Source organism: Pseudomonas sp. LTJR-52 (assembly GCF_003691465.1).
Lineage (GTDB): Bacteria > Pseudomonadota > Gammaproteobacteria > Pseudomonadales > Pseudomonadaceae > Chryseomonas > Chryseomonas luteola.
Genome location: NZ_CP033105.1, coordinates 1 through 15,583 on the forward strand (window position 1 = coordinate 1; position 15,583 = coordinate 15,583).

General features: G+C 56.0%; 14 protein-coding genes, 3 tRNA genes and 1 pseudogene. 9 read left to right on the plus strand and 9 right to left on the minus strand.

The window, feature by feature from the left end:
- From EAW52_RS00005 to hslO, 6 genes and pseudogenes are all read right to left on the minus strand, one after another.
- A pseudogene (locus tag EAW52_RS00005) lies at positions 1–78 on the minus strand (elongation factor Tu); the annotation flags it as partial.
- A gap of 81 nt (positions 79–159) precedes the next feature.
- Positions 160–235 (minus strand) — tRNA-Thr (locus EAW52_RS00010).
- Between the two features lie 14 nt (positions 236–249).
- A tRNA-Gly gene (locus tag EAW52_RS00015) sits at positions 250–323 on the minus strand.
- Between the two features lie 22 nt (positions 324–345).
- Positions 346–430: transfer RNA gene (locus EAW52_RS00020), tRNA-Tyr, on the minus strand.
- Between the two features lie 224 nt (positions 431–654).
- Positions 655–2,196, minus strand: coding sequence for a phosphoenolpyruvate carboxykinase (locus tag EAW52_RS00025; protein WP_074821650.1), 1,542 nt, complete (start codon positions 2,194–2,196; stop codon positions 655–657).
- A 118-nt stretch (positions 2,197–2,314) separates the two neighbouring features.
- Positions 2,315–3,208 carry an Hsp33 family molecular chaperone HslO gene (gene hslO / locus EAW52_RS00030; RefSeq protein WP_122044673.1) on the minus strand — a complete coding sequence of 298 codons (894 nt, stop codon included), beginning with the start codon at positions 3,206–3,208 and terminating at the stop codon, positions 2,315–2,317.
- A 96-nt stretch (positions 3,209–3,304) separates the two neighbouring features.
- Between hslO and EAW52_RS00035 the strand changes: the two genes are divergently transcribed.
- Entirely contained in the window at positions 3,305–4,105 is an 801-nt protein-coding gene (locus EAW52_RS00035; protein ID WP_122040962.1) for a phosphatase PAP2 family protein, read from the plus strand.
- An 8-nt stretch (positions 4,106–4,113) separates the two neighbouring features.
- On the opposite strand, the gene EAW52_RS00040 is transcribed toward EAW52_RS00035, so the two are convergent.
- Entirely contained in the window at positions 4,114–4,530 is a 417-nt protein-coding gene (locus EAW52_RS00040) for an RNA-binding S4 domain-containing protein (RefSeq protein ID WP_010796733.1), read from the minus strand.
- 77 nt (positions 4,531–4,607) lie between these two features.
- Here EAW52_RS00040 and EAW52_RS00045 point away from each other — a divergent pair, with 77 nt between their 5' ends.
- From EAW52_RS00045 to EAW52_RS00060, 4 genes are read left to right on the plus strand one after another with little or no spacing between them, the layout of a single operon-like run.
- Complete coding sequence (locus EAW52_RS00045; protein WP_122040963.1) at positions 4,608–5,387, plus strand: EAL domain-containing protein; 780 nt, start codon at positions 4,608–4,610, stop codon at positions 5,385–5,387.
- Between the two features lie 48 nt (positions 5,388–5,435).
- Complete coding sequence (locus EAW52_RS00050; RefSeq protein ID WP_256205724.1) at positions 5,436–5,885, plus strand: ATP-dependent zinc protease; 450 nt, start codon at positions 5,436–5,438, stop codon at positions 5,883–5,885.
- The gene (gene rimK / locus EAW52_RS00055; RefSeq protein ID WP_010796730.1) at positions 5,882–6,787 is read left to right on the plus strand and encodes a 30S ribosomal protein S6--L-glutamate ligase; all 906 of its coding nucleotides are present in this window, start codon (positions 5,882–5,884) and stop codon (positions 6,785–6,787) included. Before EAW52_RS00050 ends, rimK begins: the two co-directional genes overlap by 4 nt.
- Before the next feature lie 3 nt (positions 6,788–6,790).
- Positions 6,791–7,705: an LD-carboxypeptidase gene (locus tag EAW52_RS00060; protein WP_122040964.1), complete on the plus strand. Its 915-nt coding sequence runs from the start codon at positions 6,791–6,793 to the stop codon at positions 7,703–7,705.
- A gap of 7 nt (positions 7,706–7,712) precedes the next feature.
- On the opposite strand, the gene EAW52_RS00065 is transcribed toward EAW52_RS00060, so the two are convergent.
- Positions 7,713–9,026, minus strand: coding sequence for an ATP-binding protein (locus tag EAW52_RS00065; protein ID WP_074821627.1), 1,314 nt, complete (start codon positions 9,024–9,026; stop codon positions 7,713–7,715).
- Positions 9,027–9,227: 201 nt separating this feature from the next.
- Between EAW52_RS00065 and EAW52_RS00070 the strand changes: the two genes are divergently transcribed.
- On the plus strand, positions 9,228–10,091 hold the full coding sequence (locus EAW52_RS00070; RefSeq protein WP_219854971.1) for an undecaprenyl-diphosphate phosphatase: 864 nt from the start codon (positions 9,228–9,230) through the stop codon (positions 10,089–10,091).
- 23 nt (positions 10,092–10,114) lie between these two features.
- Here EAW52_RS00070 and ompR read toward each other — a convergent pair whose 3' ends face one another.
- Positions 10,115–10,846 carry a two-component system response regulator OmpR gene (gene ompR, locus EAW52_RS00075; RefSeq protein WP_010796726.1) on the minus strand — a complete coding sequence of 244 codons (732 nt, stop codon included), beginning with the start codon at positions 10,844–10,846 and terminating at the stop codon, positions 10,115–10,117.
- Between the two features lie 227 nt (positions 10,847–11,073).
- Here ompR and EAW52_RS00080 point away from each other — a divergent pair, with 227 nt between their 5' ends.
- The 3 genes from EAW52_RS00080 (at position 11,074) to gshA (ending at position 15,553) form a co-directional block, all read left to right on the plus strand.
- A complete protein-coding gene (locus EAW52_RS00080) occupies positions 11,074–13,401 on the plus strand; it encodes a Tex family protein (RefSeq protein ID WP_122040965.1) in 2,328 nt (775 codons plus the stop codon).
- A 2-nt stretch (positions 13,402–13,403) separates the two neighbouring features.
- Complete coding sequence (locus EAW52_RS00085) at positions 13,404–13,787, plus strand: PaaI family thioesterase (protein ID WP_122040966.1); 384 nt, start codon at positions 13,404–13,406, stop codon at positions 13,785–13,787.
- Between the two features lie 182 nt (positions 13,788–13,969).
- Positions 13,970–15,553, plus strand: coding sequence for a glutamate--cysteine ligase (gshA, locus tag EAW52_RS00090; protein ID WP_122040967.1), 1,584 nt, complete (start codon positions 13,970–13,972; stop codon positions 15,551–15,553).
- Positions 15,554–15,583 lie beyond the last annotated feature (30 nt).

Below are 15,583 nucleotides of genomic sequence, written 5' to 3' on the forward strand. Positions count from 1 at the left end.
TGTCTTACCATGGTCGACGTGGCCGATGGTGCCGACGTTGACGTGCGGTTTGTTACGTTCAAATTTTTCTTTAGCCATCGACACTCTCTCCCATCAAGAATTGAGCAAGTAACGCCGCCATAAAATAAAGGCAGATATTCTCATATCTGCCCTTAATAATGGAGCTCATGAGCGGATTTGAACCGCTGACCTCACCCTTACCAAGGGTGTGCTCTACCAACTGAGCTACATGAGCAAACTACAACAAACTGGAGCGGGTAGCGGGAATCGAACCCGCATCATCAGCTTGGAAGGCTGAGGTTCTACCACTAAACTATACCCGCAGAGCCTGTAGCTCTTGCAATTTGGTGGAGGGAGAAGGATTCGAACCTTCGAAGTCGTAGACGTCAGATTTACAGTCTGATCCCTTTGGCCGCTCGGGAATCCCTCCAAAGGAGGCAGCATTCTATTTGCCTGCTGCCGTCGTGTCAAGGATTTTCTTACTTTTCCTCAACTTACGTTGCCTTGACCGCCAACCAGTGGACTTACATGTTCAAGGCGGGCGCATTTTATGCATTTAATTTTTCACATGCAATCATTAAATGCGGTTTTCTTGAATTTTTTTCTTAAAAAACAAAGGGTCGCTTAAGCGACCCTTTGTTTTCAGCCTAACGATTATAACTGTGGACCAGCTGCCTTGATCGCTTCGGAGACACCACTGAACTTTTTGAAGTTCTCGATGAACTTACCTGCCAGCGCCTTGGCCGATTCATCATAGGCATTTTTATCTTCCCAAGTGTTACGCGGGTTGAGCAATGCAGTATCGACACCAGCTACGACCTTGGGAACATCAAGGTTGATAATGGGCAAATGCTCGGTCTCAACATCGACCAGCGCGCCACTTTGAATAGCGGCAATCACCGCTCGTGTCGTCGGAATATTGAAGCGCTTGCCTACACCGTAACCGCCCCCGGTCCACCCGGTGTTCACCAGGTAAACTTTGGAGCCGAACCCATTGATACGTTTGATGAGAAGCTCAGCGTACTCAGCCGCCGGACGCGGGAAGAAGGGTGCACCGAAACAGGTAGAGAAAGTAGATTTGATGCCAGCCCCCGATCCCATTTCAGTAGATCCCACCAGCGCAGTGTAACCCGAAAGGAAATGATAAGCCGCCTGCTCGTTATTAAGGATAGATACAGGAGGCAGCACACCCGTCAGATCGCAGGTGAGAAAGATTACTGCATTAGGCTCGCCACCGCGATTCAGTTCCGCACGCTTTTCGATCAACTCACGAGGATAGGCCGCCCGGCTGTTCTGGGTCAGACTATCGTCCGAATAATCTGGCTGGCGCGACTGTGGATCAAGCACCACGTTTTCCAGCACAGCGCCGAACTGAATGGCTTTCCAGATGACAGGCTCATTCTTTTCGGACAGGTCGATACACTTAGCATAGCAGCCGCCCTCTATATTAAAGACAGTACCGACACCCCAGCCATGCTCGTCGTCACCGATCAGGTAACGGCTTTCATCGGCAGATAGCGTCGTCTTACCTGTTCCCGACAGGCCAAAGAACAGCGTAACGTCGCCCTCTTCGCCCATGTTGGCCGCACAGTGCATAGGAAGTACATCATGCTCAGGCAGCAGGAAGTTTTGCACCGAGAACATGGCCTTCTTCATTTCACCGGCATAACGCATGCCCGCGATTAATACCTTGCGAGCAGCAAAGTTAATGATGACGGTGCCATCGGAATTGGTTCCATCACGCTCCGGCTCGCAGACAAACCAAGGGGCGTTAAGGATTTCCCACTCCTGGCGGGACTGAGGGTTGTAACTTTCCGGATTGATGAACAGGCAACGGCCAAACAGGTTGTGCCAGGCGGTTTCCGTAGTCATCTTGACTGCAAGGTAGTGCTCTGGATCGGAGCCTACATGCACATGCGAAACGAAGTGATCCCGCTCACCTACATAGGTTGAAACGCGATCCCATAGCGCATCGAACTTTTCCGCTGGAAAAGGACGGTTGATAGAACCCCAATCAATGGCATCACGGGTAGACGACTCTTCAACAATGAAGCGGTCGGCTGGCGAGCGGCCGGTGCGATGTCCAGTCTTGACTACAAGAGAGCCATTGGCGGCTAACTCACCCTCGCCGCGCCGAAGCGCCTCTTCTACCAGCTGCGCGGCGCTAATATCGGTATAAACGTTGGCTTGCGTCATGTAGTTCCCCGTCGGCCCTCGGCCGGTCCTTTTGCGTTTTGTAGCTTAACCCGAGTTTGGCTACATAAAAAACGAAGTCGCGCGATTATGCCAGAAAGCCTATTCCTGAATGCAATGCTTAGTGACGGGTTTCTTGCGGTGTTTGGCTTCCACCGCCTGCAAAAATCTGCGTGACATCGGCAGCGTCGAACAGGTATCGCTGATTGCAGAACTGGCAGTCGATTTCTATCTGACCACCCTGTTCCTGCAATAGCAGTTCGACATCTTCCTGGCCCACAGAGACAAGCGCATTGGCAGAACGTTCCCTAGAACAGCCACAATGGAATTCGACGATTTGAGGATCAAAGACTCTGACGGTTTCTTCATGATAGAGGCGATGAAGTACCGTTTCGTTGGGTAACCCCAACAGTTCTTCTGCAGTCAGCGTATTGCCGAGGGTTGTAAGGTGCTCCCAGCTGGCGTCGCGCGACTCTTTGTCCTTGTGTTTGTCCGCTGGCAGCTGTTGGAGCAGGAGCCCACGAGCGCGCCGTCCATCGGCATTGAGCCAGAAGCGGGTAGGCAGCTGCTCGGACGTGGCGAAGTAGCCTGAAAGGCATTCAGCGAGCGTCTGGCCTTCGAGAGGAACGATCCCTTGATAACGCTGACCGTTGGTCGGATCGACCGTGATGGCAAGAATACCTTCGGGCATTAGATCTTTCAGCGTGGCATCAGGAGCGATGTCGTCGGCATTGTAGCGGGCGATACCGCGCACCTCTCGGGCGCTCGAGCACTCCACCATCAATAGAGGAATCGCACCGCTGGAGCGTGCCTGCAATACCAGCAGACCGTCGAACTTGAGCGTGCCGCACAGCAAGGCAGCTGCTGCAAGCATTTCACCCAACAGCTGCGCGACGGGTTCCGGATAGGGGTGTTTGGCAAGCACCTCTACATAGCTTCTTTCAAGCAATGCAAGTTCGCCGCGAACGTCGGTGTCTTCAAACAGGAAACGCTGTGTGTAATCGAATGGGGTCATGACAAAAGTACGCTTGAACAGGGAAAATGACAAAAGCGTGACAACACTCCCGTGCGGTCACGCTTTCTGTTTATTCATATGGATTCATTTCATTCTATGGACAATGCCACACTCTTCCAAGCCAAGTGGCAATGGCGAGCATTTCTAATCAGCCACCTCGTGGCGCTGCTGTTGATTATTCTCTGGCTTATCCCTTCCGTACGCACCACTCTTCTGGATCTGGATGCGCATCTCTTCCGTGCGCTGAACGCACCGCTGGAAAGCAATACGGTCTGGCTACACGTCTGGGCCGTTGCCAGCCTGAGACCATTCGACATCGTTGTGGGCATCATTCTTCTCACACTTACGATACGTGGGAATTGGGTGTTCAAACCAGAGCAGGTCCGTAGCGCCTTCTTCGGCTTGCTTACGGTACTGCTAGCCTTGCTGCTGATCCGCAACCTGTTCACCAAGGCTATCGAAGCCGCCGGCCTGCAGCATGCCAGTCCATCCGACATGCTGACGTATGCCATTCACATGAGCGATTACTTCCAGTCCTGGGAAAAGGCCTGGGAGCTCAAAGATCGCTCCGGCGCCAGCTTTCCGGGGGATCATGCTTCGGTTCTTCTGCTCTGGGGCCTCTTTCTAACGGCTTTTACGCGCAACCCATTACAACTTGTCGTCACTTGGCTACTGGTAATGCTTTTCATGATGCCGCGCCTGGTCGCCGGTGCTCACTGGGCTTCGGATGACTATATGGGCGGTATTGCCGTTGCACTACTGGCAATGGCCTGGGGGGTTTATACGCCTCTGGCCGATGCCGGTAGCCGCATGTTCCTTCGTTTAACTGCGCCGCTGTTTCGTGTAGCAGCTCATATTCCTGTTATCCGGCAGATGAGCCTAGTCAAGCACTACTGAGTGCTCATCTAGTCATTGGCCCGAGAATCAGCGTCGCCCCGGAATCGATGAATCTGACGGCGCTGCTTCTTGGTTGGCCTTCCATCCGTTGCCAACCCAAGCGCTCCCGCCTTGCGCATGGCCGTAGCCCGCTCGCGACGCTCAAGACTTTCCTCTGTCTCCCGATACAGTAACTGGGCCTCGGGTGCTCCGCGACGCTGTTGAGATAGGGAGAGGACTATGACGGTCTTCTCATCGAACCCCTGACGAATCGTCAGCTCATCACCGACCTTGGGTTCTTTGCTGGGCTTACACCGCTCACCCCGACACTGAACCTTGCCTCCTTCTATAGCAGCCTTGGCCAGTGCTCGTGTCTTGAAGAACCGTGCAGCCCACAGCCACTTATCCAGGCGGACTTTTTCATCTATATCTTGAATAGACGTCATTAACGAAAACGCTCCGAATACTTATCAATTTTTGCCATTAGACCAGGGCTGGTTACGGGCATTCTAACGGTACGATCATGAAGACCTTCTTTCCTGAAGAATTAACCAACCCTACACGCTGCCAAGGCTGCCACCAGAGTGAACCCCTCGGATTCGATTTCGCCTTTGCCTATCAGCCTATTGTTGACGTAACCACACGCAGTATCTTTGCTCATGAGGCGCTGGTCCGCGGCCCGGAAGGCCAGGGTGCGCTTTCAGTGCTTGAGCGGGTGGATGCGCATAACCGCTATCGTTTCGATCAGTTATGCCGCACCAAGGCGATTTCAGGCGCAGCAAAGCTTGGAATGAAGGAAAAACTTTCCATTAACTTTCTTCCAAATGCCGTCTATCGACCGGAGCTGTGCATTCGCAGCACACTGGAGGCGGCCAAACGGCATGACTTTCCGTTGAGCAATCTTATTTTTGAAACAGTTGAAAGCGAGCATATTGGTGACAGCCAGCATCTAACGCATATCCTGAAAGAATATCGGCAGTTCGGCTTCATGACGGCGATTGACGACTTTGGTGCCGGACATTCAGGCTTGAACCTGCTAGCCACTTTTCAACCGGATCTGATCAAGCTGGATATGGCCTTGATTCGCAATATCGATCATGATCGAGTCCGACAGGCCATTGTTCGAGGCGTCGTCTCCATGTGTACGGAGTTGAACATCCAGATCATTGCCGAAGGTATTGAAACCGCTGCTGAGCGTGATTGCCTGCGTGACGTTGGTATCACGTTGATGCAGGGTTACTGGTTCGCCAAGCCCGCATTCAATGCGCTGGCCTCCATCGATAAGCAGATATGGGGACACTGATCCCGACTTCAAGGATTACGCTTGGACACACTCGACGAGCTGGCTATTATCGGCCTACGTGAATGGGTCGCCCTGCCGGACCTGGGCGTAATCGGCCTGAGGGCCAAGATCGACACAGGTGCGAGCACTTCAGCCCTGCATGCAACGGAAGTCGTTCCTTTTGAGCGTAACGGTGAACGCTGGGTGCGTTTTACGGTCCATCTGGGCACACTGGTGCAGTCCCGGCACCGGCATTGCGAAGCGCCGTTGGTAGCCAAGAAGACCATACGAAGCTCCAATGGCCATGCTCAGAACCGCTATGTGATTCGAACCAATCTCGCCCTGGGCAACCGATCCTGGCCGGTGGAATTTACCCTGGCCTGCCGCAAGAGCATGCGTTACCGCATGCTTCTAGGCTCGAAAGCCTTGGTCGAGGGTGGCCTGATCGTGAATCCGGCCGTCAGCTATGCGCAAGACAAACCCATCCTATCCCTCTCTCCCGCTCCGGGTGCTGCATGAAAATCGCTGTGCTGTCGCGTAATCCTCGCCTGTATTCCACTCGTCGCCTGGTGGAAGCCGGGGAGCAACGTGGTCATCAGATGGTCGTGATCGATACGTTGCGCGCGTATATGAATATCGCAAGCCACAAACCGCAGATTCACTATAGAGGCAAGCCGCTCGAAGACTTCGATGCCGTGATTCCGCGAATTGGGGCATCGGTAACGTTTTATGGCTGCGCAGTGCTGCGGCAGTTCGAAATGATGGGCGTCTTCCCGCTTAATGAGTCCGTCGCCATCAGCCGAGCCCGAGACAAGCTGCGCTCCCTACAGTTGATGTCACGCAAGGGTGTTGGCCTGCCGGTGACAGGCTTTGCGCATTCTCCAGATGATGTACCGGACCTTATCCGCATGGTGGGTGGTGCTCCGCTGGTCATCAAGCTGCTGGAGGGTACTCAGGGAATCGGCGTGGTGCTGTGTGAAACCGAAAAGGCTGCCGAGTCGGTACTGGAAGCCTTCATGGGACTCAAGCAGAACATCATGGTACAGGAATATATTCGCGAGGCAGGCGGTGCGGATATTCGCTGCTTCGTGGTGGGTGACAAGGTGATTGCCGCCATGAAGCGCCAGGCCAAGCCCGGTGAGTTTCGCTCCAACCTGCATCGCGGCGGCACGGCAAGCTTGGTGAAAATTACGCCTGAAGAGCGTATGGCCGCCATTAGAGCCGCCAAGGTGCTGGGGCTGAATGTGGCCGGTGTCGATATTCTTCGCTCCAATCATGGTCCGCTGGTCATGGAGGTGAACTCTTCACCGGGCCTGGAAGGCATCGAGCAAACGACCAACCAGGACATTGCGGGCATGATCATCCAGTATCTGGAAAAGAACAGTGGCCCCAACCTGACACGTACCAAAGGCAAAGGCTAAGGAATGACAGGCAGCACGTCTTTTCTTGATGCCTCCAGTTTTGGGGGCAAGGTAGCGCTGATCGCGCCAGCGGCAGCAATTGCCAACGATGCGCTGGAAACCACCTACGCACGGTTGCGTGAGATGGAGGTTCCGTATGTTGCAGGCGAGCACGTACAGGCACGTCATCGTTACCTTGCGGGTACAGTGGATCAGCGTCTGGCCGATGTTTATGCGGCTTTTGAGAATCCAGAGGTTAGTGCTGTCTGGTGTCTGCGGGGCGGTTATGGGTGTGCTCAGCTTTTACCGCATCTAGATTGGGAGCGCATCAGGCGGGCTGACCCTAAACCGCTGATTGGTTTCTCCGATATCTCGATCATGCTCAGTGCCTTTCATCGGCAAAGTCTGCCTGCAATACATGGTCCAGTGGCTACGGCATTGGCCAAACGATATGACGGTGAAGAACAGCTGCGTCATGAGGACTCGTTTCGCAGCCTCGATCGACTGCTGAGAACGGCCGGAGGGCATCTGCCAGCCCAACCGGTCAATCACTCGCTCAAGTCCATACAAGGACCGCTGATTGGCGGCAACCTGACGGCACTGGCTAGTACCGAGGGCACCGGCTATGGACTGTATGCGCCTGACGGCGCCATTCTGATCCTGGAGGATGTAGGTGAGCCGTACTATCGCATCGAGCGTAGTCTGTGGCAGTTATTGAACAGTATCGATAGCGCCAGGCTTGGCGCCGTATGCCTGGGCACCTTTACGGATTGCCCGCGCAAGGGTGTGGTACACAGCCTTGAAGAGATTATTGCTGAATGGCTAGAGCCCCATGGTGTTCCGTTGTTCTCGGGTCTGCCTAGTGGACACGGCCCGGATAACCAGGCCTGGCCATATGGTCAGGAAGCCCGCCTCGATCATGACGGACTCTACTGGTAGCGTCAGATCAGCTGGCGGTACGAGGCAGCAGCAGACCTAGTGGCAACAGGACTCGTGCCTCGACTCCGCCACCTTCACGATTACGCAGCTCTACGCTGCCACCATGCTGGGCGGCAATGCGCCTGACGATGGCCAGCCCCAACCCGGTACCAGAGCCGGTACGCGCCCGGTTGCCGCGAATGAAGGGATTGAAAATTTCCTCTATCTCACTGGGATCAATGCCCGGCCCTTGGTCCAGAACGCTCAGCACAACATAGGGCGCTGTCGAGTCTCCACCTACGTGAGCCCTGACCTCCACGGCGCCGCCTCCATGCTTGAACGCATTTTCCAGTAGGTTGGTCAGCATCCGCTTGATCGACACACGCCGCAAGGCCACGGGCGGCACATCGGTCTGGGAGAGACGGACCCGCTCCTCATTCTGGTTGTAAGGCGCCACGGTTTCCTGAATCAGGTCATTCAGGTTCGTTTCTTCTAGAGGCTCGTCGCGTCCATCACGTATAAATGCTAGGAACTGATCGAGAATCAGGTTCATATCCTCGATATCGCGGACCATATCCTCCGTCATTTCGTCCATTTCAGGCAGCAATTCGACTGAGAGGCGTAGACGGGTAAGCGGAGTGCGCAGGTCGTGGGACACGCCGGCCAACATCAGCTCACGCTCGCGTCCAGCCTGCTCGACATCGTGAGCCATCTGATTGAAGGCATGATAGACCTCCATGATCTCGCTTGGCGCATCGCTTTCCGGCAGGCGTACGCTATGCCCTTTACCCAGCTCGCGGGCGGCATAGACGAGCCGTTTGAGTGGTCGGTTCAGCTGGCCGACAAACACCCAGGCCACGGCGGTAGAAAACAGGCCAATCCCGAAGAACCAACCCAGCACACTCCAGATTCGCTGGCCACGCAGGGGGTGAGCGTACAGCGGTATCTTGATCCAATCAGGCCCCAGCGATGGCGCCAGCACCCAAAGTGCAGGCCCCTGCTGTACACGAACCCTGACTTGAGTATCCGGCCCCAGCTCCTGCTGCATCTGGCGGTCGAAAATTTCACTGTAAGGCCAATGATACTCACCCGCTGGCACCGTTTCCGGCGATTCATAGTGCAGCCCGGATGCCTGGGCGACAGCGGGACGGTCATCTGGATCAGCGGCCCAGTAGGCCCGCAACGTCAGTGCAGCGCCATGACTGTATTGGCGATCAACCAATACATCTTCGTTGAGCAGCAGGTAAACCAGCGTCAGCGCCTTGGAAAACAGTACAGCAATCAGAACCAGCCAGAGCGAGCGTGCGAAGAAGCTTTGAGGAAACCAGGCAGGCGTTTTCATAGTAACCACACGTCATTGACGCTCCGAGCATATTGCCATCCTATAAAGACCTGCTTCATAGAAAAGGCATCGATTTTGTTGAGTGACTGAACAAAACGGCTTTTTAAATGCCTCACAGCCTCGTTTCGCCAAGAAACACTTTGATACATTTGCCCGACTCTTTTCAAAGACCTCCCACACTGGAGATATTTCGTGTCCGATATGTGCCATACCGGCTTGGACATTGGCTTTGCTTCCCTTAGTTACGCCCAGGTTATTTTCCTAGGTGTTGTGCAGGGTATCACCGAGCTCCTGCCAATTTCCTCTACTGCTCACATGCGTGTCGTTCCAGCCCTGTTAGGTTGGCAAGATCCTGGTTCCGCCTTTTCCGCTGCAATGCAGATGGCAGCTCTGGCAGCTGTCATCAGTTATTTCTGGCGTGACGTCAGCTCCGTTACCACCGGCAGCGTCAATGCAATTCGTCATAAGGACTACAACAGTCGCGCCTTTGTCCTGGCCATGGCAATCATTCTGGCGACAATCCCTATCTGTGTGGTCGGGCTTGCGCTTTCCCCTGTGCTCAATGCCTGCGACTCGCCTTTACGGGGCTTGAATGTCATTGGCTATGCCTGTCTGGGCATGGCGGCGTTGCTGGCCATTGCCGAGCTGACCTGCAAGCACAAGCGCGACATGAGTGAAATGCGCCTGCGTGATGCCCTGATTGTTGGAATTGCACAAATTGGCGCGTTGATTCCAGGAGTATCCCGCTCCGGCTCGACATTGACTGCCGCCATGTTCCTCAACTTAAAGCGTGAAGAAGCAGCCCGCTTTTCTTTCCTGCTGGGCCTGCCCGCGATTGCCCTGGCTGGCTTGAAAGAACTGGTCGTACTCTGGCATGCGTCCATCCCGGCAGAAGCCTGGTCGCTTCTGCTGGTAGGCATCCTGGTAGCAAGCCTTTCGGCGTTTGCTGCCATCTGGGGTCTGATGCGCTTTCTGGAACGCTTTTCGACCTGGATCTTCATTGTCTATCGAGCGCTGCTGGGCATCTTCCTGTTGGTAGGTGTTCACAACGGCTTGTTCGCCTGAAGGCGTCCCTAAGTGCCGGACTGTTACTTGTTGCCGTCCGGCACGAATACGTAGCCAACACCCCAGACCGTCTGGATATAGCGAGGCTTGGAGGGATCAGGTTCAATCATACGGCGCAGGCGAGAAATCTGTACGTCGATCGACCGTTCTAGCGCATCCCACTCACGCCCACGCGCCAAATTCATCAGCTTGTCGCGGGTCAGCGGCTCGCGTGCATGCTGGACCAGCGCCTTGAGCACCGCGAATTCACCTGTCGTCAGCATATGCACTTCATCGCCGCGTTTGAGTTCGCGGGTTGCCAGTGAAAGCTCATAATCACCAAAGGTCACGACGGCATCTTCGCTGCCCGGTGCGCCCGGAACCTGGGGTGCTTGCCGGCGCAGAACGGCCTTGATACGAGCCAGAAGTTCGCGAGGGTTGAAAGGCTTGGCCAGATAGTCATCGGCGCCCTGCTCAAGCCCCTGGATGCGACTGCCCTCATCGCCCTTAGCCGTCAGCATGATGATCGGGATCTGGTTGTTCTGCTCACGCAGACGGGCGCAGGCCGACATACCGTCTTCGCCCGGCATCATCAGATCCAGCACGACCAGATGGAAAAGCTCACGGGACATCAGGCGGTCCATCTGCTCGGTGCTTTCCACGGTACGCACACGGTAGCCCTGCTCGGCCAGAAAACGCTCGAGCAGGCGACGCAGACGAGCATCGTCATCTACGACCAGAATCTTTTCACCTTCCGTAACGGGGGTGGTGCTCATGTCAACTCCTTCAAATAGGGAAGTGGATTATGGCGCAGGCCTCGTCCGCAGAGGGACAGTCCATTGTTAGCAGATTTTTCCTGAGAATGGGGGATTAGCCTGCATAAGAAGTTGAAAGCACACACTTATCCTTGGCAAATTGCCGCAGCGCGTTGATACCCGACGGGTATAATGCAGCGCTTCAAGCCTGCCGGTCAGGCCCGCTTCTCTGGTTTTCAGGTGGTTTCATGGACAGTATCAACTCCCGCATCGCCGAAGAGCTCGGCGTCCGCCCACAACAGGTCGCCGCAGCCGTGGCGCTGCTCGATGAGGGATCGACGGTTCCTTTCATCGCCCGTTATAGAAAAGAAGTCACCGGGAGCCTCGACGATACGCATCTGCGTCATCTGGAAGAACGCCTGCGCTACCTGCGCGAGCTGGAAGAGCGTCGCACGGCGATCCTGGCCAGCATCGACGAGCAAGGTAAACTCACGCCGGAGCTAGCCCGCGAGATCAAGCAGGCCGATACCAAGACCCGTCTTGAAGACCTTTATCTGCCCTATAAGCAGAAGCGTCGTACCAAGGGCCAGATTGCCCTTGAAGCCGGCCTTGGCCCACTGGCAGATGCCTTGCTCAATGACCCAATGCTTTCTCCCGAGACCGAAGCCGCCGTCTATGTAGATGCGGACAAAGGCGTCGCCGACGTAAAAGCGGCCCTGGAGGGTGCCAAATACATTCTGATGGAGCGTTTTGCCGAAGACGCCGACCTCCTGGAAAAGCTGCGCGCATTCCTGAAGCAGGAGGCGACACTTTCAGCTCGTCTGGTGACCGGGAAGGAGCAGGAAGGCGCCAAGTTCAGTGACTATTTCGAACATGACGAGCTTTTCAGGAATGTACCGTCCCACCGAGCCCTTGCGATCTTCCGCGGCCGTAACGAAGGCATCCTGAGTGCCTCGCTCAAGGTAGGCGATGAAGCACCTGGGACCATGCACCCTTGCGAGGTAATGATTGCCGAGCATTTCGAGGTGAAGAATCAGAATCGCGCAGCAGACAAATGGCTGGCGGAAGTCGTATGCTGGACCTGGAAGGTCAAGCTGTACACCTCGCTGGAAACCGATCTGCTGGGCGAGCTGCGTGAAAAGGCTGAAGATGATGCCATCAGCGTATTCGCACGCAACCTGCATGATCTGTTGCTGGCAGCACCTGCTGGCCCACGTGCCACGCTGGGTCTGGATCCAGGACTGCGGACGGGCGTGAAAGTCGCCGTGGTCGACTCAACCGGCAAGCTGCTGGCCACCGATACCGTGTATCCGCACGCCCCGAAAAACCAGTGGGACCAGACCATCGATACGCTGGCGAAGCTGTGTGCCAAGCATGGCGTCGACCTGATTGCCATTGGCAACGGCACGGCTAGCCGCGAGACCGATAAATTGGCGGGTGAGCTGATCAAAAAATACCCGGGCCTCAAGATGACCAAAATCATGGTCAGCGAAGCTGGCGCCTCGGTGTACTCGGCTTCCGAACTTGCAGCCAAGGAATTTCCGGATTTGGATGTTTCTTTGCGTGGCGCTGTATCTATCGCTCGCCGCTTGCAGGATCCGCTGGCTGAGCTGGTCAAGATCGAGCCCAAGTCCATTGGCGTGGGCCAGTACCAGCATGACGTCTCACAACTCAAGCTGGCTCGTAGCCTGGATGCTGTGGTGGAAGACTGCGTAAACGCCGTAGGGGTGGACGTAAACACGGCCTCTGCAGCGCTGCTGGCCCGTATCTCCGGTCTGAACGCAACGCTGGCGCAGAATATCGTGGCCTACCGCGACCTGAATGGTGCTTTCAAGTCCCGTCACGAGTTGAAGAAAGTGAGTCGCCTGGGAGACAAGACATTCGAGCAGGCTGCAGGCTTCCTGCGGGTCATGAGCGGCAGCAATCCACTGGATGCCTCCGGCGTTCACCCGGAAGCCTACCCTGTCGTCGAACGCATCGCTGCCGATACCGGCCGTGATATTCGCTCCCTGATTGGAGACTCCAGCTTCCTGAAGCGCCTGGATCCAAAGAAATTTACCGATGAAACCTTTGGCCTGCCGACCGTGACGGATATCCTGAGCGAGCTGGACAAGCCAGGGCGAGACCCGCGCCCCGAGTTCAAGACAGCAGAGTTCCAGGAAGGCGTTGAATCCCTCAAGGATCTCAAGCCCGGCATGGTTCTCGAAGGTGTCGTGACCAACGTGACCAACTTTGGTGCGTTCGTCGATATCGGTGTACACCAGGACGGCTTGGTACACATCAGCGCCTTGTCCGAGAAGTTTGTCAAAGACCCCTACGAAGTGGTCAAGGCAGGCGATATCGTGAAGGTCAAGGTCATGGAAGTGGACATTCCCCGTAACCGTGTGGGTCTGTCCATGCGCATGAGCGATACGCCTGGTGAAAAGGTCGAAGGCCAACGTGGCGGGCAACCCCGCAGCGGCAAGCCTGGCAACAACCCATCGCGTGACCGTAATGCACCCCGTAACGAAAGCAAGCCTGCTGCCAGTGGTGCCATGGCAGCACTATTTGCCAACGCCAAACAATTGAGGAAGTAACCATGAGCCAGTCCGTGGCAGGTAATGACAGTGCATTCAGCCAGCTGCTGGGGATGCGTATCCTCAAAGCCGAGCAGGGAGAATCCGAAGTCCGGATGAACATGCAGGACAAGCTGCTCAACCTGCACGGCAAGATGCATGGTGGCGCGTTGTTCTCGCTGATCGATACGGCGCTTGGACAGGCGAGCCACAGCCTGTTCGAGGGTAAGCCGGGCAGCGTGACCCTGGAGTGCAAGGTCAACTACATTCGGGGCGTTAGCGACGGTGAAATCGTCTGCCGCGCCAAGGTGATCCATCCCGGGCGCAAGACGCACGTCATCGAAGCGGAAGTGCATCAGAACGATAAGCTGGTGGCCAAGGCCCAGGCAACGTTCGCCTGCCTGTAATGCGTTCGCCCGGCGTGCTCTGCGCCGGGCTTTTACCCTGCCACAACGGCGATCGTACCCGCGGTGCACTTCGTCCACTTTCGGATGCAACCGCGGTAGGCCTATTGAAGTCTATTCGACAGACTTGTACACCGGCTCACTCATCCCCATAGTGGGGCCACTGTCGAGTGAAGGAAAACATCTTGAGCGATATCTTGACCCGCCGCCTGGCCCTGCTCGGCGATTCTGCCCATCTGTCGCTGTTGACTGAGTGTCAGCACGGCATCGAACGTGAAACCCTGCGTGTGGACGAGCACGGCCAATTGGCTCAGACACCTCATCCGGCAGCCCTGGGCTCGGCCCTGACTCACCCTCAGATCACGACGGACTACTCCGAAGCCCTGCTTGAATTCATTACTCCGACGGCGCATGACCCTGCCAAGGTGCTTGAGCAGCTCGACATCATTCACCGCTTCGCTACGCGACAGCTTGACGGTGAGCTCCTGTGGAGCCCGTCGATGCCGTGCCCGCTGCCGGAGGAAGAGCAGATTCCGATTGCCCATTATGGCGATTCCCATATCGGCAAGCTCAAGCATGTCTACCGCCGCGGGCTGGCCGTGCGCTACGGTCGGACCATGCAGTGCATTGCTGGTATCCATTACAACTTTTCGCTGCCGGAAACGCTCTGGCCCTTGTTACGCCAGGCCGAAGGCGATACCCGTAGCGATCGTGACTACCAGTCCTCCCGCTATATTGCGCTAATCCGTAACTTCCGCCGTTACAGCTGGATGCTGATGTATCTGTTCGGTGCCTCTCCTGCGCTGGATGTCGGATTCATGCGTGGCCGCCCGCATCAGCTGGAGACCTTTGATGCCGACACGCTGTACCTGCCGTACGCGACCAGTCTGCGCATGAGCGACCTGGGCTATCAGAGCGAGGCGCAAGCCAGCCTGACGCCGTGTTACAACGATTTGCAGAGCTACACGGAAAGCCTACGCAAGGCAGTGGCAACGCCCTACCCGCCTTACGCTGAAATCGGCACTCACCGCGATGGTGAGTGGGTGCAACTCAACACCAATATCCTGCAGATTGAAAACGAGTATTACTCGAACATCCGGCCCAAGCGGGTTACCCGTACGGGCGAGCGTCCCGTTCAGGCACTGATTGCCCGGGGCGTGCAGTACATCGAAGTCCGGTGCCTGGATATTAATCCGTTCCTGCCATTGGGCATCGACGTGATGGAGTCACGTTTCCTGGATGCGTTCCTGCTGTTCTGCGCACTTGAGGAAAGTCCGCCGCTGAACGGCGAGTGTGGCGAATGTACGCAGAACTTTACCAAGGTTGTGAAGGAAGGCCGCAAGCCAGGCTTGTTCCTACAACGCCAGGGCGCTCCGATTTCGATGTTGGACTGGGCCGAGCGGCTGCTGGGCTGCATTGATCGCTGTGCCAAACTGCTGGATACCGCCTACGGTGGCAGCGCCTACCATGCATCAGTTGAAGAGCAGCGCCACAAGTTTATCAACCCGGCCCTGACGCCTTCGGCTCGAGTCCTGGCTGAAATGCGCGAGCATGGCGAAAGCTTTGCCGGATTCTCTCTGCGGCAGAGCAAGGTCCATGCTGACTACTTCCGCCAGGCGGAGCTAAGCCCCGAACAGCAGGCCCTTTTCGAACGGATGACAGAACAGTCATTGAAGGACCAAGAAGAACTGGAGACTGCCGACCAAGGCGACTTCGATACCTTTGCGGCAGCCTACCAAGCCAGCATCCTCGGCACGCTGAGCGTGTAGCGTTCGGGCTCTGGCCGGGCTGTCCGGCCA